Annotated in this window: 23 protein-coding genes; 16 read left to right on the plus strand and 7 right to left on the minus strand. The window is 75.1% G+C overall.

Translation table 11 applies throughout. The features are described from left to right. Nucleotides 1–227: 227 nt before the first annotated feature. Both ACZ4K2_RS12245 and ACZ4K2_RS12250 read left to right on the plus strand, forming a co-directional pair. Nucleotides 228–800 carry a helix-turn-helix domain-containing protein gene (locus ACZ4K2_RS12245; protein ID WP_467473111.1) on the plus strand — a complete coding sequence of 191 codons (573 nt, stop codon included), beginning with the start codon at nucleotides 228–230 and terminating at the stop codon, nucleotides 798–800. 16 nt (nucleotides 801–816) lie between these two features. Then, nucleotides 817–1,536 (plus strand): helical backbone metal receptor, encoded by a 720-nt coding sequence (locus tag ACZ4K2_RS12250; RefSeq protein WP_467473113.1) that lies wholly within the window; start codon nucleotides 817–819, stop codon nucleotides 1,534–1,536. Here the strand turns inward: ACZ4K2_RS12250 and ACZ4K2_RS12255 are convergent. After that, on the minus strand, nucleotides 1,448–2,608 hold the full coding sequence (locus ACZ4K2_RS12255; protein ID WP_467473114.1) for a TDT family transporter: 1,161 nt from the start codon (nucleotides 2,606–2,608) through the stop codon (nucleotides 1,448–1,450). The two genes, ACZ4K2_RS12250 and ACZ4K2_RS12255, sit on opposite strands and share 89 nt — an antisense overlap. A 70-nt stretch (nucleotides 2,609–2,678) precedes the next feature. Here ACZ4K2_RS12255 and ACZ4K2_RS12260 point away from each other — a divergent pair, with 70 nt between their 5' ends. Continuing rightward, nucleotides 2,679–3,602: a LysR family transcriptional regulator gene (locus ACZ4K2_RS12260; protein WP_467473116.1), complete on the plus strand. Its 924-nt coding sequence runs from the start codon at nucleotides 2,679–2,681 to the stop codon at nucleotides 3,600–3,602. 212 nt (nucleotides 3,603–3,814) lie between these two features. Here ACZ4K2_RS12260 and ACZ4K2_RS12265 read toward each other — a convergent pair whose 3' ends face one another. Together ACZ4K2_RS12265 and ACZ4K2_RS12270 are read right to left on the minus strand one after the other, a co-directional pair. Further along, complete coding sequence (locus ACZ4K2_RS12265) at nucleotides 3,815–4,501, minus strand: gamma-glutamyl-gamma-aminobutyrate hydrolase family protein (RefSeq protein ID WP_467473118.1); 687 nt, start codon at nucleotides 4,499–4,501, stop codon at nucleotides 3,815–3,817. Nucleotides 4,502–4,553: 52 nt separating this feature from the next. After that, a complete protein-coding gene (locus ACZ4K2_RS12270) occupies nucleotides 4,554–5,291 on the minus strand; it encodes a FadR/GntR family transcriptional regulator (RefSeq protein WP_467473120.1) in 738 nt (245 codons plus the stop codon). A gap of 94 nt (nucleotides 5,292–5,385) precedes the next feature. Here ACZ4K2_RS12270 and ACZ4K2_RS12275 point away from each other — a divergent pair, with 94 nt between their 5' ends. From ACZ4K2_RS12275 to ACZ4K2_RS12285, 3 genes are read left to right on the plus strand one after another with little or no spacing between them, the layout of a single operon-like run. Beyond that, the gene (locus ACZ4K2_RS12275) at nucleotides 5,386–6,750 is read left to right on the plus strand and encodes a glutamine synthetase family protein (RefSeq protein ID WP_467473122.1); all 1,365 of its coding nucleotides are present in this window, start codon (nucleotides 5,386–5,388) and stop codon (nucleotides 6,748–6,750) included. 11 nt (nucleotides 6,751–6,761) lie between these two features. Continuing rightward, complete coding sequence (locus tag ACZ4K2_RS12280; RefSeq protein WP_467473124.1) at nucleotides 6,762–8,135, plus strand: aldehyde dehydrogenase family protein; 1,374 nt, start codon at nucleotides 6,762–6,764, stop codon at nucleotides 8,133–8,135. Then, nucleotides 8,132–8,914, plus strand: coding sequence for a 3-oxoacyl-ACP reductase (locus tag ACZ4K2_RS12285; RefSeq protein ID WP_467473127.1), 783 nt, complete (start codon nucleotides 8,132–8,134; stop codon nucleotides 8,912–8,914). Before ACZ4K2_RS12280 ends, ACZ4K2_RS12285 begins: the two co-directional genes overlap by 4 nt. Before the next feature lie 16 nt (nucleotides 8,915–8,930). Here ACZ4K2_RS12285 and ACZ4K2_RS12290 read toward each other — a convergent pair whose 3' ends face one another. Beyond that, complete coding sequence (locus ACZ4K2_RS12290; protein WP_467473128.1) at nucleotides 8,931–10,133, minus strand: amino acid deaminase/aldolase; 1,203 nt, start codon at nucleotides 10,131–10,133, stop codon at nucleotides 8,931–8,933. Between the two features lie 1,251 nt (nucleotides 10,134–11,384). Between ACZ4K2_RS12290 and ACZ4K2_RS12295 the strand changes: the two genes are divergently transcribed. After that, nucleotides 11,385–12,182, plus strand: a complete 798-nt coding sequence (locus ACZ4K2_RS12295) for a hypothetical protein (RefSeq protein ID WP_467473130.1) — start codon at nucleotides 11,385–11,387, stop codon at nucleotides 12,180–12,182. After that, complete coding sequence (gene mycP, locus ACZ4K2_RS12300; protein WP_467473478.1) at nucleotides 12,176–13,369, plus strand: type VII secretion-associated serine protease mycosin; 1,194 nt, start codon at nucleotides 12,176–12,178, stop codon at nucleotides 13,367–13,369. Before ACZ4K2_RS12295 ends, mycP begins: the two co-directional genes overlap by 7 nt. Nucleotides 13,370–13,474: 105 nt before the next feature. Here the strand turns inward: mycP and ACZ4K2_RS12305 are convergent, their stop codons facing one another. Both ACZ4K2_RS12305 and ACZ4K2_RS12310 read right to left on the minus strand, forming a co-directional pair. Continuing rightward, nucleotides 13,475–13,831, minus strand: a complete 357-nt coding sequence (locus tag ACZ4K2_RS12305) for a hypothetical protein (RefSeq protein ID WP_467473131.1) — start codon at nucleotides 13,829–13,831, stop codon at nucleotides 13,475–13,477. A gap of 154 nt (nucleotides 13,832–13,985) precedes the next feature. After that, nucleotides 13,986–14,186: a hypothetical protein gene (locus ACZ4K2_RS12310; RefSeq protein ID WP_467473133.1), complete on the minus strand. Its 201-nt coding sequence runs from the start codon at nucleotides 14,184–14,186 to the stop codon at nucleotides 13,986–13,988. Between the two features lie 141 nt (nucleotides 14,187–14,327). On the opposite strand from ACZ4K2_RS12310, the gene ACZ4K2_RS12315 reads away from it, so the two are divergent. Further along, complete coding sequence (locus tag ACZ4K2_RS12315; protein WP_467473134.1) at nucleotides 14,328–15,059, plus strand: SseB family protein; 732 nt, start codon at nucleotides 14,328–14,330, stop codon at nucleotides 15,057–15,059. A gap of 1 nt (nucleotide 15,060) precedes the next feature. Here ACZ4K2_RS12315 and ACZ4K2_RS12320 read toward each other — a convergent pair whose 3' ends face one another. Continuing rightward, complete coding sequence (locus ACZ4K2_RS12320; protein WP_467473137.1) at nucleotides 15,061–15,417, minus strand: DUF1844 domain-containing protein; 357 nt, start codon at nucleotides 15,415–15,417, stop codon at nucleotides 15,061–15,063. 362 nt (nucleotides 15,418–15,779) lie between these two features. Between ACZ4K2_RS12320 and infC the strand changes: the two genes are divergently transcribed. The 7 genes from infC to pheT all read left to right on the plus strand — a co-directional run bounded on the left by infC (nucleotide 15,780) and on the right by pheT (nucleotide 23,306). Further along, nucleotides 15,780–16,466 (plus strand): translation initiation factor IF-3, encoded by a 687-nt coding sequence (gene infC / locus ACZ4K2_RS12325; RefSeq protein ID WP_467473139.1) that lies wholly within the window; start codon nucleotides 15,780–15,782, stop codon nucleotides 16,464–16,466. 113 nt (nucleotides 16,467–16,579) lie between these two features. Further along, entirely contained in the window at nucleotides 16,580–16,774 is a 195-nt protein-coding gene (gene rpmI, locus ACZ4K2_RS12330; RefSeq protein ID WP_004933563.1) for a 50S ribosomal protein L35, read from the plus strand. A 106-nt stretch (nucleotides 16,775–16,880) separates the two neighbouring features. After that, a complete protein-coding gene (gene rplT / locus ACZ4K2_RS12335) occupies nucleotides 16,881–17,264 on the plus strand; it encodes a 50S ribosomal protein L20 (RefSeq protein WP_006141703.1) in 384 nt (127 codons plus the stop codon). A 205-nt stretch (nucleotides 17,265–17,469) separates the two neighbouring features. Next, on the plus strand, nucleotides 17,470–18,330 hold the full coding sequence (locus ACZ4K2_RS12340) for a TrmH family RNA methyltransferase (RefSeq protein ID WP_467473143.1): 861 nt from the start codon (nucleotides 17,470–17,472) through the stop codon (nucleotides 18,328–18,330). 50 nt (nucleotides 18,331–18,380) lie between these two features. Next, complete coding sequence (locus tag ACZ4K2_RS12345; RefSeq protein ID WP_467473144.1) at nucleotides 18,381–19,514, plus strand: sensor histidine kinase; 1,134 nt, start codon at nucleotides 18,381–18,383, stop codon at nucleotides 19,512–19,514. A gap of 157 nt (nucleotides 19,515–19,671) precedes the next feature. Beyond that, nucleotides 19,672–20,793: a phenylalanine--tRNA ligase subunit alpha gene (pheS, locus tag ACZ4K2_RS12350; RefSeq protein WP_467473146.1), complete on the plus strand. Its 1,122-nt coding sequence runs from the start codon at nucleotides 19,672–19,674 to the stop codon at nucleotides 20,791–20,793. Next, the gene (pheT, locus tag ACZ4K2_RS12355) at nucleotides 20,793–23,306 is read left to right on the plus strand and encodes a phenylalanine--tRNA ligase subunit beta (protein ID WP_467473147.1); all 2,514 of its coding nucleotides are present in this window, start codon (nucleotides 20,793–20,795) and stop codon (nucleotides 23,304–23,306) included. Before pheS ends, pheT begins: the two co-directional genes overlap by 1 nt. Nucleotides 23,307–23,422 lie beyond the last annotated feature (116 nt).

Below are 23,422 nucleotides of genomic sequence, written 5' to 3' on the forward strand. Positions count from 1 at the left end.
GATCGGTATGTTCGTCCTGGCGGGGCGCCCCGCTCGCCGCCCGCTCGCCGCCCGCCGGGACACTGGCGTGAACGGTGGGCTTCGGGAGCACGGGCACACCGGGGATGCGACAGGCACGTGAAACGGTCTGCCATCCATGCGTAGGGTGCAGAAAGTCATCGGATGAGGGCCGCCCGCGGACGGGCACCCGGACAGCGGCACGACGAGCGAGGGAGGGAGCCGGAGCGATGGGCGACCACAAGGACCAGCAGCCCGTGCGGGTGGGCGCGGCCGTCCGGCGGCGCCGCCGCACGCTGGAACTGACCCTGGCCGTGGTGGCCGAGCGCAGCGGCCTCTCCGTGCCCTTCCTCAGCCAGGTGGAGAACGACCGGGCCCGCCCGAGCCGCACCTCCCTGGAGAAGCTCGCCGACGCCCTGCGCACCACGGCCGTCGAACTCCTCGCCGCCGCCGACCCGGCCGCCAGCGTGGACGTCGTACGCGCCGAGCCCGTCGCCGACGGCGACTTCGACCCGCGCACGCGCTCCCTGGTGCGCGGCCACCACCAGCTCCACGCCTCCGAGTACACCGGCGACCACGACGCCGGCCGGGAGTTCCAGCACCGCAACGACGAGCTGATGTACGTCGCCGACGGCGCGGTGGAGATCGAGGCCGAGGGGCGCGCCTACCGCCTCGGCCGCGGCGACACCCTGTACCTGACCGGCGGCGTCCGGCACCGCTGGCGGGCCACGGTGCCCGACACCCGGGTCGTCGTGGTGGCGGTCGCCGAGCACATCGAGGCCGTCCAGGACCGGTCCCGCTGAGCGGCCGGGGCGTGTGATGCGGGTCGTCTCCCTGGTGCCGTCGCTCACCGAGGCCGTCGCGGTGACCCTGCCCGGCGTCCTGGCCGGCGCGACCGACTGGTGCAGTCACCCGGCGGACCTGCGCGTCACCCGGATCGGCGGCACGAAGAACCCGGACGTCGACCGGATCGTCTCCCTGGCGCCCGACCTGGTGCTCGCCAACGAGGAGGAGAACCGCGCCCCCGACCTCGACGCCCTGCGCGCGGCGGGCCTGCGGGTGCTGGTCACCGAGGTGCGGACCGTGCCGCAGGCCGTCGCCGAGCTGGACCGGGTGCTCGCCGCCTGCGGCGCGCCGGGCCGGCCGGCCTGGCTGGCCGGGGCGGCGGCGGCCTGGGCGGCGCTGCCCGAGCCCGCGGAGCGCGTGACGGCCGTCGTACCCGTCTGGCGCCGGCCCTGGATGGTCCTCGGCCGGGACACCTTCGCGGGCGACGTCCTGGCCCGCCTGGGAGTCGACCACCTCTACGGCGGCCACCCCGAGCGCTACCCCCGCGTGCCGGCGGCGGAACTGCGCGCGGCGGCCCCGGACCTGGTCGTCCTGCCCGACGAGCCCTACCGCTTCACCGCCGACGACGGCCCGGAGACCTTTCCCGGCCTGCCCTGCGCCCTGGTCAGCGGGCGGCACCTGACCTGGTACGGCCCGTCCCTGTCGGCGGCGCCACGGGTGCTGGCCGGGGCACTGGCAGCAGCTCGCCGCTGAGCAGGCCGCGCACGGTGCCGCAGGCCGCCGCGACCCAGGCCGCCACGAGGACGCCGTAGAGGCCGACGGTGAGCGCGCCGTACCCGGCCAGCCCGGTGTGCCGGGCGAGGGAGGCCGCGCCGGTGACACACGTGCCCACCGGGAAGGTGAACGCCCACCAGGTCAGCGTGAATCCCATGCCCCGCCGCCGGGCCCGCACCACGTGCGCGGTCGCCAGCGCCAGCCAGAGCAGCGCGAACCCCATGACGGGCACGCCGTAGAGCACGGCGAAGACCGCGAGGCCCCGGTCGTAGGGGGCCGGTACGACGCCCGGGGCGACGTCCGCGATCTTGCCGACGGCCGTGACGGACTGCCCGAGCGGCCCGAGGACCAGGAACAGGGCCGGGGTGAGCGCGAGCGGCAGCGGCCCGGTGATCAGCCGGGCGAAGACCAGCGGCAGCATCAGCAGCGTGGCCAGCAGGCTGAGCCCGAACAACGCGAAGCAGGCCAGCAGCAGGGTCTCCCGGGGCTGGCCCGGCGGCAGGTGCGGCACCAGCAGCGGGCCGAGCGCGGCCGACACCATGGGCGCCACCAGCGGCAGCAGCCACACCGGGGTGGCCTGCGCGGGCTCGACGCGATGGCGTACGGCCATCAGGTACGGCACGGCGACGGCGGCACCGAGCCCCACCGCCGTGCCGGCGCAGAACAGCACGGTGTCCAGGGCGACGGCCGCCCGGACGCCCACGAGGTCCCGGCCGGCCGTCAGGGCGCCGCCGCCCACCGACAGCAGGGCCATCGACAGGCAGCCGTAGAAGGGGGCCATGGCCGGGTCGAGGAGGTGGGCGCGGGCCCGGTCGCGGTGGCGGGCCCAGTGCACGGTCCGGGCGGCCAGCAGGACGAGCAGCCAGACCAGGGACAGCGCCCAGACGGCGGCGAAGACACCGCGCGGCCCGTGCACGCGCCCCGGCAGCGCGACGCCGGCCGCACCGACGACGGCGGTGCCCATGACGGAGGCGTACCAGTTCGGGCCCAGGTCGTGGAGCCGGGCGGCGCGGCACGGGGGCGGGGGGAGGGGCTGGGCTGCGGTGACCATTCCCCCACGGTCCCGCCGTCGATCACGCCTGACCAGGGAGTTCCTCCCTATGAGGGCATAAGCTGGTCTTATGAGCGAGGTGGAGGGGCAGCGGGACGGCGGCGCGTCACTGGCACACCGGGTACCGGACCTCGGCGCGCTGGAGCTGCTGCTGGCGGTCGCGCGGCTGGGCAGTCTCGGCGCGGCGGCACGGGAGGTCGGCATCACCCAGCCGGCCGCCAGCAGCCGGCTCCGCTCCATGGAACGGCAGCTCGGCGTGGCCCTCGTCGACCGCTCGCCGCGCGGTTCCCGGCTCACCGACGCGGGGGCCCTGGTCACGGACTGGGCCCGGCGGATCGTGGAGGCGGCGGCCGCCTTCGACGTGGGGGCGCGGGCGCTGCGCGACCGGCGGGATTCGCGGCTCCGGGTCGCGGCGAGCATGACCATCGCCGAGTACCTGCTCCCCGGCTGGCTGCTCGCGCTGCACGCCGAGCGCCCGGACACGGCGGTGTCCCTGCTCGCGGGCAACTCGGCGAAGGTCGCGGAACTGCTGCTGGCCGGTGAGGCGGACCTCGGCTTCGTGGAGGGCCTGACCGTGCCGACGGGCCTGGACTCCGCGGTCATCGCCCACGACCGGCTGATCGTCGTCACCGCGCCCGGGCACCCGTGGGCCCGCCGCCGGCGCGCCCTGACCGCGGCGGAACTCGCGGCGACCCCGCTGATCCTGCGCGAACGCGGCTCGGGCACCCGGCAGGTGCTGGACGCGGCACTGGGCGGTCTGGCCCGGCCGCTGATCGAGCTGTCCTCGACGACGGCGGTGAAGGCGTCCGCGGTGAGCGGCGCGGGCCCCTCGGTCCTCAGCGAGCTGGTGGTGGGGGAGGAGCTGGCGATGCGGCGCCTGGTGAGCATCCCGGTGGAGAACGTCTCGCTCCGCCGCGACCTGCGAGCGGTCTGGCCCACAGGCCACCGCCCCACAGGCCCGGCCCGAGAACTGCTCACCCTGACCCGAGACTGACCTCCGAGCCCGACACGTACGGCGGCGCGACCTGCCTGGGGGGCGGGGAACCGCGCGCTCAGCCACGACGCACCGGCACCCGCAGGCGGCCCGCAAGTCCCCTGTGCTCGGCACGTACGGGGGCGCAACCTACCTGGGGGCGCGGGGAACTGCGCGCTCAGCCACCACGCACCCGCACCCGGCAGCGCCCCGGCCCGCGCAGCCCCCCGCAGTCACACCGCCGCCGTGATCAGCGCCCGCATCACCCGCTCGTCCTCGCCCATCTCCGGATGCCACTGCACGCCCAGCGCCCAGCCCCGCTCCGGTGGCAGCTCCACCGCCTCCACGGTGCCGTCCGCCGCGTACGCCGACGGGACCAGCCCCTCGCCGAGCCGCCGTACCGCCTGGTGGTGGTAGGTCGGCACCATCACCTCCTCCGGGACGATGCCGCCGTACAGCGTGCCCGGTACGGGCTTCACCGGGTGCCCGCCGAACACGCCGACCGTCTCCGCGTGCCCGTCCAGGTGCTGCACGAGCGTCCCGCCGAGGGCGACGTTCAGCAGCTGCATGCCCCGGCAGATGCCCAGCAGGGGCACGCCCGCCGCGAGCGCCGCCTCGATCAGCGCCAGCTCCCACGCGTCCCGCTCCGGCGCGGGCGGCCCCGTGCGCGGGGAGCGCTCGGCGCCGTACCGGGCCGGGTCGACGTCCGGGCCGCCGGCCACGACCACCCCGTCCAGCCGGGACACCGCCCCCGCGGCCCGCTCCGGGTCGTCCGGCGGCAGCAGGCACGCCAGCCCGCCCGCCCGCTGCACCAGCCGCGGGTAGCCGGCCGGCAGCAGCACCGCCTCCAGCTCCCACACGCCCCAGCGCGCGCCGGACTCCAGGTACGTGCTCACACCGATCAGCGGACGCACGGTCATGCTGCCCTCCCGAAAGCCCAAAGGTCCACCCGGTCACCTTTACAGGTCCGGCTCAGGTCAGGAAACCCCGCAGCAGGGCCGCCGTACCCGCGCAGTGCTCGCGCGCGATCTCCCGCGCCCCGTCCGCGTCCCCGTCCAGCACCGCCTCCACCAGCGCGGTGTGCTGCCGCTGGGAGTGCTCCAGGTTGCGCACCAGCAGCGGGATGCAGTCCAGCAGCTCGTTGACCGTCGCCCGGACCGCCGCGTACTGCGCGGTCAGCGACGGCGAGCCGCACAGCCCGGCCAGGGTCAGGTGCAGCAGCGTGTCGGCCCGCCGGTACTCCGCCAGCGGGGCCTCGTGGGTGCGGTGCAGCGCCTCCCGCAGCCGCGCCGCCCGCTCCCCGGCCAGCCCGTGGACCGCGCACAGCCCGGCCGCGCCCACCTCCAGCACCTCGCGGAACCGGAGCACGTCCTCGACGTCGACCTCGGCGATCCGGCGCCGCAGCTCCTCCTCGCCGCGCACGTCCGGCCGCGGCAGCACGAACGTGCCGCCGTACCGGCCGCGCCGCGCCTCCACCAGCCCCTGGTCCTGGAGCACCTTCAGCACCTCGCGCAGCGTCACCCGGCTGATCCCGAGCCGCTCCGCCAGCTCCCGTTCGGCCGGCAGCCGCTCGCCGGCCGGCACCAGACCGAGCCGTACGACCTGCAGTATCTGCTCCAGCGCCTCCTCGAAGCCGTTGCCCGCCCGCACCGGCCGCAGCACCGGAGCGAGCCGGTCGCCCGGCCCGCGGACACCGGTGTCCCGCGTCATCCGCCGCACCCCCTTCCCAAGCAATGGTTCTCCGCAATACCTTATGGCTCCCGGCCCGGCCGAAAAGCGCGATGACGCCCAAGGAGGCTCTCCCGTGGCAGACCGCACACCCCCGCTCGGCGTCGAGGAACTGCGCGCCCTGGTCGCGAGCGGTGAGATCGACACCGTCGTCCTGGCCTTTCCCGACATGCAAGGACGGCTCCAGGGCAAGCGGTTCGCCGCCCCCTTCTTCCTCGACGAGGTCCTGCACCACGGCACCGAGGGCTGCAACTACCTCCTCGCCGTGGACACCGAGATGAACACGGTCGACGGCTACGCGATGTCCTCCTGGGACCGCGGCTACGGCGACTTCGCCATGCGGCCCGACCCGGCCACCCTGCGCCGCGTCCCCTGGCACCCCGGCACCGCCCTGCTCGTCGCCGACCTCGCCTGGGCCGACGGCTCCCCGGTGGACGCCGCTCCCCGGCAGATCCTGCGCCGCCAGCTGGAGCGCCTGGCCGCCCTCGGCTACCGCGCCCAGGTCGGCACCGAGCTGGAGTTCATCGTCTTCAAGGACAGCTACGAACAGGCGTGGGACGCGGACTACCGCGGTCTGACCCCCGCCAACCGGTACAACGTCGACTACTCCATCCTCGGCACCGGCCGCGTCGAGCCCCTGCTGCGCCGCCTGCGCAACGACATGGCCGGCGCCGGCCTCACCGTCGAGTCCGCCAAGGGCGAGTGCAACCCGGGCCAGCACGAGATCGCCTTCCGCTACGACGAGGCCCTCGTCACCTGCGACCAGCACGCCCTGTACAAGACGGGCGCCAAGGAGATCGCCGCCCAGGAGGGCGTCTCGATCACCTTCATGGCCAAGTACAACGAGCGCGAGGGCAACTCCTGCCACATCCACCTCTCGCTCGCCGACGCCGACGGCACCAACGCCATGGCGGGCGGCCCGGGCGACGGCATGTCCGAGGTCATGCGGCACTTCCTCGCCGGACAGCTCGCCGCGCTCCGCGACTTCACCCTGCTCTACGCCCCCAACATCAACTCCTACAAGCGGTTCCAGCCCGGCTCCTTCGCGCCCACCGCCGTCGCCTGGGGGCACGACAACCGCACCTGCGCCCTGCGCGTGGTCGGCCACGGCCGCTCCCTGCGCTTCGAGAACCGTCTCCCCGGCGGTGACGTCAACCCGTACCTCGCCGTCGCCGGTCTGGTCGCGGCCGGTCTGCACGGTGTCGAGCAGCGGCTCGAACTGCCCGACCCCTGCCCGGGCAACGCCTACACCGCCGGTTTCGCGCACGTCCCGGCCACCCTGCGCGAGGCCGCCGAGCTGTGGGAGAACAGCCCGATCGCGAAGGCCGCCTTCGGGGACGAGGTCGTCGCGCACTACCGCAACATGGCGCGCGTCGAGCTGGCGGCCTTCGACGCCGCGGTCACCGACTGGGAGCTGCGCCGCTCCTTCGAACGCCTGTGAAAGGGCACACCTTGACCGACCAGCACGAGCTCCGCGTACTCAACCCCGCCACGGAAGAGGTCGTCGCCACCGTCCCCGCCGCGGGCGAGGAGGAGGTGGCCGCCGCCGTCGCACGGTCCGCGCGGGCCCAGCGCGCCTGGGCCGCCGTCGCCCCCGCCGACCGGGCCCGCCTGCTCCGCCGCTTCGCGGACGTCGTCGACGCCCACACCGAGGAACTCGCCCGGCTGGAGGTCACCGAGGCCGGCCACACCCTCGGCAACGCCCGCTGGGAGGCCGGCAACGCCCGCGACCTGCTCCTGTACGCGGCCGGCGGCGCCGAACGCCTGCTCGGCAGGCAGATCCCGGCACCCGGCGGCTGGGACGTCACCTTCCACGAGCCCCTCGGGGTGGTCGGCGTGATCGCCCCCTGGAACTTCCCGATGCCCATCGCCGCCTGGGGCTCCTTCCCGGCGCTCGCCGCGGGCAACGCGGTCGTCCTCAAACCCGCCGAGACCACCCCGCTCACCGCGCTCCGCCTCGCCGCACTCGCCCTGGAGGCGGGGCTGCCCGAGCACCTCTTCCAGGTGCTGCCCGGCCGCGGCGACACCGCCGGGCGCGCCCTGGTGGACCACCCGGACGTCGCCAAGATCGTGTTCACCGGCTCCACCCGCACCGGCCGCGAGGTCATGGAGCGCTGCGCCCGCCTGGTCAAACCGGTCACCCTCGAACTCGGCGGGAAGAGCCCCAACATCGTCTTCCCCGACGCCGACCTCCGGGCCGCCCTCGACCCCTTCTCCTTCCTGGACAACGCCGGCCAGGACTGCTGCGCCCGCACCCGCGTCCTGGTCCACGAGACGGTGTTCGAGGAGGCCCGGGACCTCCTCGCCGGCGCGCTGGCCGCCGTCGTCGTGGGCGACCCCGCCGACGAGAAGACCGGGATGGGCCCGCTGATCTCCGCGCACCAGCGGGACCGCGTACGCGCCCACGTCCCCGCGGACGCCCCCGCCCTGCGCGGCACCGCCCCCGACGGGCCCGGCTTCTGGTTCCCGCCGACCGTCCTCACCGGCGAACGGCCGGACAGCCCCGCCGCCACCGAGGAGATCTTCGGCCCGGTCGCCGTCCTGCTGCCGTTCACCGACGAACAGGACGCCGTGCGCCTCGCCAACGCCACCCCCTACGGGCTGTCCGGCTCCGTCTGGACCCGGGACGTCGGCCGCGCCCTGCGCGTCTCGCAGGCCGTCCGCGCGGGCAACCTGTCCGTCAACTCCCACTCCAGCGTCCGCTACTGGACCCCGTTCGGCGGCTTCAAGCAGTCCGGCCTCGGCCGCGAACTCGGCCCCGACGCCCTGACCGCCTTCACCGAGACCAAGAACGTCTTCATCAGTACGGAGGGCCCCGCACAGTGACCCCAGAATCAGTTTGCCGCCGCCTGGCCGGCCGTACCGCCGTCGTCACCGGAGCCGGCAGCGGCATCGGGCTGGCCACCGCCCGCAGGCTCGCCGCCGAGGGGGCCCACGTCGTCTGCGCGGACGTCGACGAGGTCAGCGGCAAGGCCGCCGCCGACGCGACCGGCGGACTCTTCGTCAAGACCGACGTGACCGACCCCGAGCAGGTCGAGGCGCTGTTCAAGGCGGCGTACGACACCTACGGCAGCGTCGACATCGCGTTCAACAACGCCGGCATCTCCCCGCCCGACGACGACTCCATCCTGGAGACCGGCCTGGAGGCGTGGAAGCGGGTCCAGGAGGTCAACCTCACCTCCGTCTACCTGTGCTGCAAGGCCGCCATCCCCTACATGCGCCGCCAGGGCAAGGGCTCCGTCATCAACACGGCCTCCTTCGTGGCCCGGATGGGCGCGGCCACCTCCCAGATCTCGTACACCGCGTCCAAGGGCGGCGTCCTCGCCATGTCCCGCGAACTGGGCGTCCAGTTCGCCCGCGAGGGCATCCGGGTCAACGCCCTGTGCCCCGGCCCGGTGAACACGCCCCTGCTGCGGGAGCTGTTCGCCAAGGACCCCGAGCGGGCCGCCCGCCGCCTGGTGCACATCCCGGCCGGCCGGTTCGCGGAGGCCGAGGAGATCGCCGCCGCCGTCGCGTTCCTGGCCAGCGACGACTCCTCCTTCGTCAACGCCACCGACTTCCTGGTGGACGGCGGCATCGCGGGCGCCTACGTCACGCCCCTGTAGCCCGCGCCCGGGCGGCTCAGAGGAAGGTCCGCCCCTCGCCCCGGTAGGTGGGCACGGTCGCCGTCACCGTGTCCCCCTCGACCAGGTGCAGCGCCTCGAACCGCTCGCACAGCTCGCCCGCCTTGGCGTGCCGGAACCACACCTTGTCGCCGACGAGCAGGTCGTCGGCGGGCGAGCCGAGCAGCGGCGTCTGCACCTCGCCGGGCCCCTCCTGCGGGTCGTACGCCAGCCCTTGCGGCAGGTACGGCACCGGCAGCCGGTCGCGTCCCGCGACACCGGAGGCCGGGTAGCCGCCGCCGAGCACGGTGACGACACCCACCCCGGGGCGCCGGACCACCGGCTGGGCGAACAGGGCGGCCGGGCGGCCGGTGAAGGAGGTGTAGTTGTCGAACAGGCGCGGCACGAACAGCCCCGACCCCGCCGCTATCTCCGTCACCGCGTCCTCGGCGGCGGTGTGCTGCACGCTGCCGGTGCCGCCCCCGTTCACGAACTCCAGGTCCGGGGCGACGGCCCGCACCGCCCGTACCACCGCGGCGCGCCGTTCGGCCAGTTCCCGCCGGGCGGCGGCCTGCATCAGCCGGATCGCCCGGGAGCGCAGCGGCCGCCCGGCCACCGCGTCCCCGACCCCGGCGACGTGCCCCTCGTACGCCATGACCCCCACCAGGCGGAAGCCCGGACGGCGCGCCACCGACCGTGCCACGTCGGCGAGGTGGGCGGGGGAGTGCAGGGGGGAGCGGCGGGCGCCCACCCGGACTCGGCCGCCCAGCAGCCGCAGCGAGGTGTCCAACTCCAGGCAGACGCGCACGGGTTCGCGCCCGCCGTCGCGGGCGGCGTCGATCAGGTCGAGGTGCGCCGGATCGTCGACCACCACCGTGACCGCCGCGGCGAGCTTGGGATCCGCGGCCAGCTCCGCGAACCCGGCGCGGTCGGCCGACGGATAGGCCAGCAGGACGTCGTCGAAGCCGGACCGCGCGAGCCACAGGGACTCGGCCAGGGTGAACGACATGATGCCCTGGAAACCGTCCCGGGCCAGCACCCGTTCCAGCAGGGCCCGGCAGCGTACGGACTTGCTGGCGACCCGGACCGGCTTGCCGGCGGCGCGGCGCACCAGGTCGGTCGCGTTGGCGTCGAACGCGTCGAGGTCCACGATCGCCAGTGGGGCGTCGAGATGGGCGGTGGCCCGGTCGAAACGGGCCCGGTCGGCGGCAGGCGCAGTCATGGCCGAAGCCTGCCAGACGGGATTACCGCAGGGTAGGGGGACGTTCCGGGCAGATGCCCCGGGCTCGCGGACCGGTTCCGTCCCGGCCCCCGGCAAGCCGTAGAGTGACGCGCACGGACGGCGCCGCGCACCGGCGCACCGGCTGGACCGGGATGACCGTCCGGCCGTACGGGTATGGGTGCCCGGGGACGGCTTCCGCGCCGGGCGCGGCCGAGCGGCAGGCGGCCCGCGTGCGGGGAACGGCCCGGGTTCGCGGACACGGCCCGGGCACGAGGAAACGGGGGGTGCATGAGCACGGAAGCGCGACACGCTCCCGTCCCGCCCCGCCCGCCGGCCCCGCCCGGACAGCCCGCCGGCCCCGCGCCGGCCCCGCGCGCCCCGTCCCCCGGCTCCCCGCCCCAGCGCCCGCCCGCCCGTCCCCCGGCCGGCCGGCCCGCCACCGCTCCGGCACCGCCGGACCACCGCGCCCCGGCACCGCTCGCCGACCCCGACGACGAGCCCTCGGTGTTCACCCCGCGGGACACCCGGCCGCCGCTCGACGGGCCCGCGGGGACCGCGCACGCGGCAGCCGGCGGCCCGGGGGACGAGGGCGGTACCGGCCCGGGACGACCCGCACCGGCGACGCGCCACTCGGCCGTGCCCGAGGTCGCCGAGCCCGTGAGCCCGCCCCCGCCCCCCGCCTCCGCCCGCTTCCCCGACGCGCCCCCGAACCCGGCGGTCGGGGGCCGGGGAGTTCCGGCGGCCACGGACGCCACCGCCTGGGGCACGGCGGCCCCGGCGGGTACGGGGGGTCCGGCGGGTACGACGACGGCTGCCGGGGGGACGAGTCCGGCCGTGGGGGCGGCTGCGGCGGAGCCGGCCGGGGAGACGGCAGCCGGGCTCCGGCCCGGTGAGCCTTGGGGTCAGGGTGCCCCGGCTCAGATCCCGGCGGAGACGACGGCACGGCTGCGCCCGGTCCGCCCGGCAGCACCGCCGCCCACACCACCGCCGCCGCTCCCCGCTCCACCGGCCTTCCCGCCTCCCCCGGCGCGGCACCCCTCCGCGGCAGAGCCCACGGCGGCATCCGACCGGACGGCCGGGGTCCTCCGCGCGGAGGCCGAGCGGGCCCGGGCCGAATCCGCCGGGGCCCGGCGTGCCGAGCCGGAGCCGGACGCGCGCGCCTGGAGCCCGCCGGCGCCCACCCGTGCGGCGGCCCCCGCCGGACCCGGCCCCGCCCACTGCTGGGACACCGCCCCGCCCGGGCGGCCCGTCGTGTCGTTCGGGGAGCCCGAGCTGTCCGGCGTACCCGCGCGCCGCCGCGCGGCACCGCGCACCGTCGCCGCCGCGGCCTGTCTCGTCCTCGGGCTCGGCCTCGTCGGCGGCGCCCTCACCGGGAGCCGGCTCACCGGCGGCGGCCGGGGCGACGCCGCCGCGAGCGCCTTCACCACGGCGGGCACGCTCTGGCACAGCGTGCCCGTGGACGAGCTGTTCCCGCCCACCGTGCGGGGCACGGGCGCCGGGCCCGGCGGTGCCGACCGCGACTGGACCCGGATCGCCGTGGCACCGGACAGCGGCTGCGCCCACGCCTTCGACCCGCTGCTGCGCACCGTGCTCGCCCCGGCCGGCTGCCGGCGGCTGCTGCGCGCCACCTACACCGACGCCACCCAGAGCCACGTCACCACCGTGGGCCTGCTCTTCACCGAGGCCGACCCCGCGGGCATGGCCGCGCTCGCCGCCCGTTTCCGCGACGGGCACCTGGACCGGCGCGCCGACCTGATGCCCCGGCCGTACGCCGCCCCCGGCACGGCCGCCGCGGGGTTCGGCGCGGCGCAGCGGGCGTCCTGGACCGTCTCCGTCCTCACCGACGCCCCCGTCGTCGCCTACGCCGTCTCCGGCTGGGCCGACGGCCGCACCGTCGACTCGCCCCAGCCCGCCGCCGACGCCGTCCGGTCCGGCGCCACCACGGCGCCCGCCCAGGCCGGCCTGGGCAACGACGCCCAGGGCCTGGCCGACCGCGTCGCACGGCGCCTGCGCAAGACCGTCGGCACGGCCACGGAGAAGCCATCGTGAAGCGACCGAGCGACGGCCGTCCCGGGAGGACCGCTCCCGCCGCGGCGGTGAGCCTGCTGCTCGCCGCCTCCCTCGCGCTGCTGCCGTCCACCGCGGCCCACGCCGACGGCCTGCGCGGACAGCAGTGGGGGCTGTCCGCCCTCCACCTGGACGAGGCGTGGCGGACCACCAAGGGCCGGGGCGTCACCGTCGCGGTCCTCGACACCGGCGTGGAGGCCGACCACCCCGACCTCGCCGGGAACGTCCTGCCCGCCAAGGACATGATCGGCTTCGGCGCCGGTCCCGGCGACCGCACCTGGGCCCGGCACGGCACCGCCATGGCCGGCATCATCGCCGGGCACGGCCACGGCCCCGGCGGCGCCGACGGCGTCATGGGCGTGGCCCCCGAGGCCCGCGTCCTGCCCGTCCGGGTGATCCTGGAGGACGGCGACCCCACCCGCGCCAAGGCCCGCACCACCCGGGGCGACGCCCTCGCCGACGGCATCCGCTGGGCCGCCGACCACGGCGCCGACGTCATCAACCTCTCCCTCGGCGACGACTCGGACTCGGCCCACCCGGAGCCCGGCGAGGACGAGGCCGTGCAGTACGCCCTGGGCAAGGGCGTGGTCGTGGTCGCCTCCGCGGGCAACGGCGGCGACAAGGGCGACCACGTCTCCTACCCGGCCGCCTACCCGGGCGTCGTCGCCGCGACCGCCGTCGACAAGTACGGCACCCGCGCCGCGTTCTCCACCCGCCGCTGGTACGCGGCCGTCAGCGCGCCCGGCGTCGACGTCGTCATCGCCGACCCCGACCACAAGTACTACGCGGGCTGGGGCACCAGCGCGGCCGCCGCCTTCGTCTCCGGCGCGGTGGCCCTGATCCGGTCGGCCCACCCCGGCCTGAGCCCGGCCCAGATCAAGAAGCTCCTGGAGGACACCGCCCGGGACGCGCCGGTGGGCGGCCGGGACGACTCCCGGGGCTTCGGCATGATCGATCCGGCGGCGGCGCTGGAGGCGGCCGCCCGCCTCAAGCCCCAGGGCCGCCTGCACGCCGTCGCGTACGCCGGGAAGTACTTCGGCCCCGGCCCGGAGACGGCCGGGGCCGCGACCGGTCCCGCCGACTGGGCGGCCCCGCTCGCCGGCGGCACGGGCTGCGTCCTCCTGCTGGCCGGCGCGGTGCTCTGGCACGGCCGCCGCCGACGCTCCTGACCCCGCCCCGCCGCCCCGCCCCCGCGCCGTCCGCCACCGCGCCGGAGACGAGGGCGGCGGCCCTCTCGTCGTCACGTGCCGGCCCCCGCCGCCAGGCGCCGGTGGTCACGGCCCCGCGATCACCGGCACCGCCGCCGTCTCCACCAGTCGGACATCCTCCGCCAGGCCCGGTGCGCCGTCCGACAGGACCGCCGGCAGCCGGCCGGTGCCGTCCGCGGCCACCCGGCCGACGCCGTCGACGACCCACAGGCCCGTCGCGGTGCGCGGCGGCCACCCGTTCCCGAGCGCGCAGGACCCGCCCGGCGCGGCCGCCGATACCGCCCACCGCTGCCCGGCCGCCACCGACTCCGTCAGCCCCCGCACGCACGCCCGCGAGTGCGCCGTCAGCTCCGACTCCGCGCCGAACACCTGCCGGAGCAGCACCAGCCGGTCCGCCGTGGTGGTGTCCGGGTGAGCCCCCACAGCGCGCCGTCCCCGCCGGCCGTCCGCGCCAGCCCGAAGCGCTCGTTCGCCGCGTACAGTCCGGCCGCGCCCCCGATCGCGTGCCACAGCGCCGTCGCGGAGGAGTTGTCACCGGTCCCGATCATCCTCGCGGCGTGCGCCTCCTCGTCCGCGGTCAGCCGCCGGCCCGCGTCCCGGGCGTGAGCAGCAGGGCGGCCAGGATGTCGACCTTGACGACGCTCGCCGTGACGAAGGCCGCGTCGCCGTGCACGGCACGCCCACCGGAGTCCACGGCCAGGACCGCCACCGGGGCCCGCGCGCCCGCGGGCACCGGGACCCGCGCCATCGCCGCGTCCAGCAGCGCGTCCCGGTCCATTGCGGGCTCCGTGCGGGTTTTACCGAAGCCTCCTCGCCCGCCCCGGCCGAGGAGGTGGCCGGCGCCGCCGACGCTACGGCCGCGCCCCCGGCGAGGACGCCCGTGCGGCGGGCCGGAGGCGTGCCGATAGGGTCGGTGACCGTGGCGAACAAGAACATTCCCGACCCCGGCTTCTCCGACGACGACGGCTCCGCCGACCCCCGGCTGAGCGCGGCGCTCGCCGCCTGGGCCGAGGACCGCGGCGCCCTCGGTCCCGTGCTGGAGGCGCTCAGGGGCGCCCGCCTGCTGGTTCCCGTCGTCGCCGTGCTCGGCGAGGTGGAGGAGGACGAGAACGGGCTGCGCCGCGAGAAGACCAGCGACATGGCCGTGCCCACCCTGAAGGCCGGCGACCGCACCGCGCTGCCCGCCTTCACCTGTACCGACTCCCTCGCCCGCTGGGACCCCGGGGCCCGGCCGGTCGCCGTACCGCTGCACCAGGCGCTCCAGGCCGCCGCGCACGAGAAGGCCGACACGGTCGTGCTCGACCTCGCCGGACCGGTGCCGTTCGAGCTGACCGGACCCGCGCTGCTCGCCCTCGCCGAGGGCCGCACCAGCACCGACCCGCTGGCCGACCCCGCCGTCGTGGCGGCCGTCCGCGCGGCGGTGGCGGCCGAGCCGGCCGTGCTCCGCGCCCACCTCGGGCCCGGGCGGGCCGACGGCACCCTGGCGCTCCTCCTCGACCCGGCCGCGGCGCCCGCCGAGGCCGCCCGCGCGGTGGCCGAGCGGCTGGCCGCCGACGAAACACTGAGGGCCCGCCTGGTGCGCGGCCTCGACCTGGCACTGCTGCCGGCCGGGACCACGCCTCCGGGCGAGCCCCTGTACGTGAAGGGTTAGCTCAGCCGTACACGGGGCCGGTGTACTTCTCGCCCGGCCCCTGGCCCGGCTCGTCCGGGACGACCGACGCCTCGCGGAACGCGAGCTGCAGCGACTTCAGGCCGTCGCGCAGCGGGGCCGCGTGGAAGGAGCTGACCTCGGTCGCGCTGGCGTCCAGCAGACCGGCGAGCGCGGAGATCAGCTTGCGGGCCTCGTCCAGGTCCTTGTACTCCTCACCCTCCTCGCTCAGCCCGAGCTTCACGGCGGCGGCGCTCATCAGGTTGACGGCGACCGTCACGATCACCTCGACGGCGGGGACCTCGGCGATGTCCCGGGTCATCGCGTCGAAGTCGGGGGACTCAAGGGGGGTGTCACTCATGCCCCACACGATAAGCGGTGCGCGGGCGGCGCCCCTCCGGGCGGGCGGGGAGCCCCTCGATTAGCCGTTGTCCACCGTTGCTGGTAACCTCGTGTAACGACCGGCTGGACATGACTGTCCGGCCCACAAGTGGAGGCTCCGATCTCCCACCCGACCGTCCCCCGGACGGCGGGTCATCCGGTCAGGCGGCCACCATCGTTCCGTACGGACGATGGAGTCGCCCGAAAGCGCGCCCCGCGGCATCGCGGCGGTGCTCCGGTAGTGCTTGGAGCCCCGCCTGTGATCGTCCGGGGCATTTTTCATGCTTCGGCGCGGTTAGGTCTAACGAACACAGACGTTACGCGGCCGTCCGCCAGACCGCCGTGTGGTGCTACCGAGGAGGATCCATCAGCGCCGAGCCCCGCATCAACGACCGGATTCGCGTTCCCGAGGTGCGACTTGTCGGTCCCAGTGGCGAGCAGGTGGGCATCGTCCCGCTGGCCAAGGCACTGGAGCTTGCGCAGGAGTACGACCTGGACCTGGTCGAGGTCGCGGCGACCGCCCGTCCGCCCGTGTGCAAGCTCATGGACTACGGGAAGTTCAAATACGAGTCGGCCATGAAGGCCCGTGAGGCGCGCAAGAACCAGGCGCACACGGTCATCAAGGAGATGAAGCTCCGGCCGAAGATCGACCCGCACGACTATGACACCAAGAAGGGTCACGTCGTCCGGTTCCTCAAGCAGGGCGACAAGGTCAAGATCACGATCATGTTCCGTGGTCGCGAGCAGTCCCGCCCCGAGCTGGGCTACCGCCTGCTGCAGCGTCTCGCGGAGGACGTCCAGGACCTCGGCTTCGTCGAGTCGAACCCGAAGCAGGACGGCCGAAACATGATCATGGTCCTCGGTCCGCACAAGAAGAAGACCGAGGCGATGGCCGAGGCCCGTCAGGCGCAGGAGGCCCGCAAGGCCGACGCGAAGGCGAACCCCGGAAAGTCGCAGAACCCTGCCGAGGCTGAGGCACCGTCCGAGGAGCCTGCCGAGGCGCCGTCCGAGGAGCCCGCCGAGGCGTGATCCCGGGGGACGTACGTCCCCGAGGATGTAACCGAAAACAAAGAGCGACGCTCCACCGTGCCCGGTTTCACGACCGGGCACCGGAGCGCCACCGACGAGGAGATAACGGCGCTATGCCGAAGAACAAGTCGCACAGCGGTGCCAGCAAGCGCTTCAAGGTCACCGGCTCCGGCAAGGTGCTCCGTGAGCGCGCCGGCAAGCGCCACCTGCTCGAGCACAAGTCGTCCCGCGTCACGCGTCGCCTCACCGGCAACGCCGAGATGGCCCCGGGCGACGCCGCGAAGATCAAGAAGCTTCTCGGCAAGTGACGTACGGGCGCTCACCCTCGCGCTGAGCGCCGTACGCCAGGACCGGGACCCAGTCGTTTCCGGGTCGTGTGAGCACCACCACGACCCCGCTACAAGGAGTTAACAAGTGGCACGCGTCAAGCGGGCAGTCAACGCCCACAAGAAGCGCCGGGCGATCCTCGAGCAGGCCTCCGGCTACCGCGGTCAGCGTTCGCGCCTGTACCGCAAGGCCAAGGAGCAGGTCACCCACTCGCTGGTCTACAACTACAACGACCGCAAGAAGCGCAAGGGCGACTTCCGTCAGCTGTGGATCCAGCGCATCAACGCCGCTGCCCGCGCCAACGGCATCACCTACAACCGCTTCATCCAGGGTCTGAAGGCCGCGAACGTCGAGGTCGACCGCAAGATCCTGGCCGAGCTGGCCGTGAACGACGCGAACGCCTTCGCGGCGCTCGTCGAGGTCGCGCAGAAGGCGCTGCCGTCGGACGTCAACGCCCCCAAGGCTGCGTGACGCCGCGCCGGCTGTGAGCCGACGTTCACCGCAGGACCCGCAGGCTGTATGGCTTGCGGGTCCTGTTGTTCGGCGGGACCGCCGTCGTCCGGCCGCGGTCCCGCCGCGGTCGCACGCGCCGAGTTCCGCGCCCCGGGGAACCGCGGTGCCGCCGGCTCCGGGGCACCGCCCGACCGTCGACGTTCTCCCGAAGGTGAAGAAGAGCATGCCCCCCGTCAGCCCCGAGCTGATCTCCCCCCGGTCCGCCCGTGTGAGCGCCGCCCGGCGACTGGCCAAGCGGAACTTCCGGGGCAAGGACCGGCTGTTCCTCGCCGAGGGACCGCAGGCCGTCCGGGAGGCGGCCGCGCACCGGGCCGGCGGCGCCCCCACCCTCGTAGAGCTGTTCGCCACGGTCGAGGCCGCGGAGCGGTACGCCGACATCATCGGCGCGGCCCGGGACGCGGACGCCCGCGTGCACCTCGCCTCCGAAGAGGTCATCGCCGACATCTCCACCACCGTCACCCCGCAGGGACTGGTCGGTGTCTGCCGCTTCCTGGACACCTCCTTCGAGGACGTCCTCGCCGCCCGGCCGCGGCTCGTCGCCGTCCTCGCCAACGTGCGCGACCCCGGCAACGCCGGCACCGTGCTGCGCTGCGCCGACGCCGCCGGCGCGGAGGCCGTGGTCCTCACCGACGCCTCCGTCGACCTGTACAACCCCAAGGCCGTCCGGGCCTCCGTCGGCTCGCACTTCCACCTGCCCGTCGCCGTCGGGGTCCCCGTCGAGCGGGCCGTGGCCGGACTGAAGGACGCCGGCGTCCGCATCCTCGCCGCGGACGGCGCGGGCGACCGCGACCTGGACGAGGAACTGGACAAGGGCACCATGGGCGGCCCCACCGCCTGGGTGTTCGGCAACGAGGCCTGGGGGCTGCCCGAGGAGACCCGGGCCCTCGCCGACGCCGTCGTCCGCGTCCCGATCCACGGGAAGGCCGAGAGCCTGAACCTCGCCACGGCCGCCGCCGTGTGCCTCTACGCGTCGGCCCGTGCACAGCGCGCCGCCGGAGGGTGCCGCTCCGTCACCGAGGGCTAGTAGGGTGACCGGTGCGGGGCCCTGCGCCGTCTGAGAGGTGGGGTACGGGGATGAGTGTGGCCGGCACGAGCACCGCGCCGGAGGGCCGGGACGGGCGGCACACGGCCGTGCCCCGGCGGGGCGGCCCCCCGGGCCTCGACCCGGACCAGCTGCCCGACGGCCTCGTCGTCGCCGACGAAAACGGTTGCGTGACCTGTTTCAACGCCGCCGCCGCCCGCATCGCCGCCGTACGGGCCGCCGACGTCCTCGGGCAGAGCCTGGAGAAGGCGCTGCCGCTGGAGGACCTGGAGGGCCGCCGCTGGTGGCAGCTCACCGACCCCTACGGCGGACTCGCCATCCGGGTCGGCCAGCCCGAGCGCAACCTGCTGCTGCCGGGCGGCCGTGAGGTCCTCGTCTCCGCCCGGTACGTGCGCGACCGGCCGCTGGGGCCGGTGCGCCGCGTGGTGGTCTCCCTGCGGGACACCGAGGCCCGGCGCCGCACCGAGCGCAGCCACGCCGAGCTGATCGCCACCGTCGCCCACGAACTGCGCTCCCCGCTGACGTCCGTCAAGGGCTTCACCGCCACCCTGCTCGCCAAGTGGGAGCGGTTCACCGACGACCAGAAGCGGCTCATGCTGGAGACCGTCGACGCCGACGCCGACCGGGTCACCCGGCTCATCGCGGAGCTGCTGGACATCTCGCGGATCGACTCCGGCCGGCTGGAGGTGCGCCGCCAGCCCGTCGACATAGGGGCGGCGGCCTCCCGGCACATCCAGGCGTACGTCGCCGCCGGCCAGAGCGCCGGCCGCTTCCTGCTCCGCATCGAACAGCCGCTGCCCGCCCTGTGGGCCGACCCCGACAAGATCGACCAGGTCCTCGGCAACCTCATCGAAAATGCGGTGCGGCACGGCGAGGGAACCGTCACCATTGACGTCACGCCCTCCGCGTCCCCGCGCGAGGACGAGGAGACCGGCACATCGGTCACGGTGAGCGACGAAGGTCCCGGCATCCCGGAGGAGTCCATGAACCGCGTCTTCACCCGCTTCTGGCGGGGCAGCAAGCGCGGCGGCACGGGCCTCGGGCTGTACATCGTCAAGGGCATCGTCGAGGCCCACGGCGGCACCATCACCGTCGGCCGCGCCCCCGTGGGCGGCGCCGAGTTCCGATTTACCCTGCCCGTGGCGGCCCCGGCGTACCTCGCCTAGCGGCCCACGGGCGCCTTCGCACACCTCCACCCCCGTTAGACTCGGCCTTTGGCAGCTTTGTGTCCTGCACACGGCCCTCGCGAGTCGGTGACGGGGACCATCCGCCAGGGGGCACCCCCCAGCGTCAGCTGGGGGACAAACGGAAGCACGGGAAGAGATGTCGGCACCCAATAAGTCGTACGACCCTGTCGAGGTCGAGGCGTTGAAACCGGAAGAGATCGAGCGCATGCGGGACGAGGCGCTCGCCGCCTTCGCCGCCGCGGACTCCCTCGACGCGCTCCACGAGGCGAAGGTCGCCCACACCGGCCCGGCCTCCCCGCTGTCCCTCGCCAACCGCGAGATCGGCGCCCTGCCCCCGCACGCCAAGGCGGACGCCGGCAAGCGCGTCGGCATGGCCCGCGGCGCCGTGAACAAGGGCCTCGCCGCCCGCCAGGCCGAGCTGGAGGCCGAGCGGGACGCCCGCGTGCTGGTGGAGGAGGACGTCGACGTCACGCTGCCCTACGACCGCGTGCCGGCCGGCGCCCGCCACCCGCTGACCACGCTGTCGGAGCGGATCGAGGACATCTTCGTCGCCATGGGCTACGAGGTCGCCGAGGGCCCGCAGGTCGAGGCGGAGTGGTTCAACTTCGACGCCCTGAACATCGGCCCGGACCACCCGGCCCGCGGCGAGGCCGACACGTTCTTCGTGCAGGACGCCCAGGGCGGCGCCGACTCCGGCGTCGTGCTGCGCACCCACACCTCGCCCGTGCAGATCCGCTCCCTGCTCGACCGCGAGCCGCCGGTCTACGTGATCTGCCCCGGCGTCGTCTACCGCACCGACGAGCTGGACGCCACCCACACCCCGGTCTTCCGCCAGGTCGAGCTGCTGGCCGTGGACGAGGGCCTGACCATGGCCGACCTCAAGGGCACCCTGGACCACATGGTCCAGTCCCTGTTCGGCGAGGGCATGAAGACCCGGCTGCGGCCGAACTTCTTCCCCTTCACCGAGCCGAGCGCCGAGATGGACATGCTCTGCTACGTCTGCAAGGGCGACTCCGTCGGCAACCCCGACCGGCCCTGCCGCACCTGCTCCAGCGAGGGCTGGATCGAGCTCGGCGGCTGCGGCATGGTCAACCCGCGGGTGCTCACCGCCTGCGGCGTCGACCCGGAGAAGTACAGCGGCTTCGCCTTCGGGTTCGGCATCGAGCGGATGCTGATGTTCCGCCACAACGTCGAAGACATGCGAGACATGGTCGAGGGTGACGTCCGGTTCACCCGGCCCTTCGGGATGGAGATCTGATGCGGGTCCCGCTTTCTTGGCTGCGGGAGTACGTCGACCTGCCGGCGACCGAGACCGGCCGTGACGTCCAGGCCAAGCTCATTTCGGCCGGTCTGGAGGTCGAGACCGTCGAGCAGCTCGGCGCCGACCTCAAGGGCCCCCTGGTCGTCGGCCAGGTGCTGACCATCGAGGAGCTGGAGGGCTTCAAGAAGCCGATCCGCTTCTGCACGGTCGACGTCGGCCGGGCCAACGGCACCGGCGAGCCCCAGGAGATCGTCTGCGGCGCCCGCAACTTCGCGGTCGGCGACAAGGTCGTCGTGGTCCTGCCCGGCGCCACCCTGCCCGGCGGCTTCTCCATCGCCGCCCGCAAGACCTACGGCAAGACGTCCCACGGCATGATCTGCTCCGGCGACGAGCTGGGCATGGGCGACGACGGCAGCCACGGCATCATCGTGCTCCCGCCGGAGACCGAGGTCGGCAAGGACGCCATCGAGCTGCTGGAACTGGTCGACGAGGTGCTGGACATCGCCGTCACCGCCAACCGCGGCGACTGCCTGTCCCTGCGCGGCGTCGCCCGCGAGGCCGCCATCGCCTACGGCCTGCCGCTGCGCGACCCCGCCCTGATCGACGTGCCGGCGCCGAACGCCTACGGCTACCCGGTCCAGGTCTCCGAGCCGTTCGGCTGCGACCGCTTCACCACCCGCACGGTCACCGGCCTGCGCCCCGAGGCACGCTCCCCGCTCTGGCTCCAGCGCCGGCTGCAGAAGGTCGGCATGCGCCCGATCTCCCTCGCCGTCGACATCACGAACTACGTGATGATGGAGGTGGGCCAGCCGCTGCACGCCTACGACCGCAACCTGGTCCGGGGCCCGCTCGGCGTGCGCCGGGCCGAGGAGGGCGAGAAGCTCGTCACCCTCGACGGCGTCGAGCGCACCCTGCACGCCGAGGACCTGGTCATCACCGACGAGCGCGGCCCGATCGGCCTCGCCGGCGTGATGGGCGGCGCCGACACCGAGATCGCGGACCACACGGACGTGCAGAACGCGACCACCGGCGTGGTCATCGAGGCCGCGCACTTCGACGCCGTCTCCGTCGCCCGCACCGCCCGCCGCCACAAGCTGCTGTCCGAGGCGTCCCGCCGGTTCGAGCGGGGCGTCGACCCGCAGGCCGCCGCGGCCGCCGCGCAGCGCACCGTGGACCTGCTGGTGCTCCTCGCGGGGGGCACGGCGGAGGCCGGCGTCACCGAGGTCGTCGCGCCCTCGGCGCCGCGCACCATCGCCCTCCCGGCGGACCACCCGGACAAGGTCGCGGGCGTCGGCTACGGCCGCGAGACGGTCGTGCGCCGCCTCCAGGAGGTCGGCTGCGACGTGTACGGGCAGGACGAGCTGATCGTCACCGCCCCGTCCTGGCGGCCGGACCTGACCGACCCCAACGACCTGGCCGAAGAGGTCATCCGGCTGGAGGGCTACGAGAACCTGCCCGCCACGCTGCCCAAGCCCGCCGCGGGCCGCGGCCTGACCCACCGGCAGCGGCTGCACCGCCGGGTCGGCCGGGCACTGGCCGGCGCGGGCTACGTCGAGGCGCCGAACTACCCGTTCGTCGCCGAGCAGGTCTTCGACCAGCTCGGCCTGGAGGCCGGCGACCCGGCCCGCCGCGTCGTGAAGCTGGTCAACCCGCTCAGCGACGAGGAGCCCGCGCTCCGCACGACGCTGCTGCCGGGCCTGCTGGGCGCCCTGCGGCGCAACAACGGCCGCGGCTCGCACGATCTGGCGCTGTTCGAGACAGGCCTGGTCTTCCTGCCGCGCGAGGAGCGGCGCGTCGCCGGGCACCTGCCCGTCGACCGCCGTCCCACCGACGAGGAGATCGCCGCGCTGGACGCCGCGCTGCCCGAGCAGCCGCGGCACGTCGCGGTCGTCCTCGCCGGCGCCCGCGAGCAGGCCGGCTGGTGGGGCAAGGGCCGTCCCGCGGACTGGGCCGACGCCGTCGAGGCGGCGCGCACGGTCGCCCGCGAGGCCGGGGCCGAACTGATCGTCCGCAAGGGCCGGTACGGTCCGTGGCACCCGGGCCGCTGCGCCGAACTCGTGATCGCCGCCGACGGTGCCGAGAAGGTCGTGGGGCACGCGGGGGAGCTGCACCCGCGGGTCGTCAAGGCGCTGGGGCTGCCCGAGCGCACGTGTGCGGCGGAGCTGGACCTGGACGCCGTGGAGGCGGCCGGCGACGGCGTCCCCCAGGCGCCGGGCATCTCCACGTTCCCGGTGGCCACGCAGGACGTCGCCCTCGTCGTCGACAAGCCGGTGCCGGCCGCCGAGGTGGAGGCGGCGCTGCGCGAGGGCGCGGGCGAACTCCTGGAGTCCATCCGGCTGTTCGACGTCTACGAGAACCCCGAGCAGCTCGGCGACGGCCGCAAGTCGCTGGCGTACGCGCTGCGGTTCCGGGCGGCCGACCGGACGCTGACCGTGGACGAGGCGTCCGCCGCGCGGGACGCGGCCGTCGCCCTCGCGGGCGAGCGCACGGGCGCGGTGCTCAGGGGCTGACCGCGGTCGAGGCCCCGCGCACGGCCGGTCACGGGTGATCCGTGACCGGCCGTGCGCATGTGGTGCCGCCGCGCCCCGAAGGTGGTCCCGGCCCCCTCCCGGGGTCGCCGACCCGG

This window comes from Streptomyces sp. NPDC025833, from assembly GCF_055558055.1.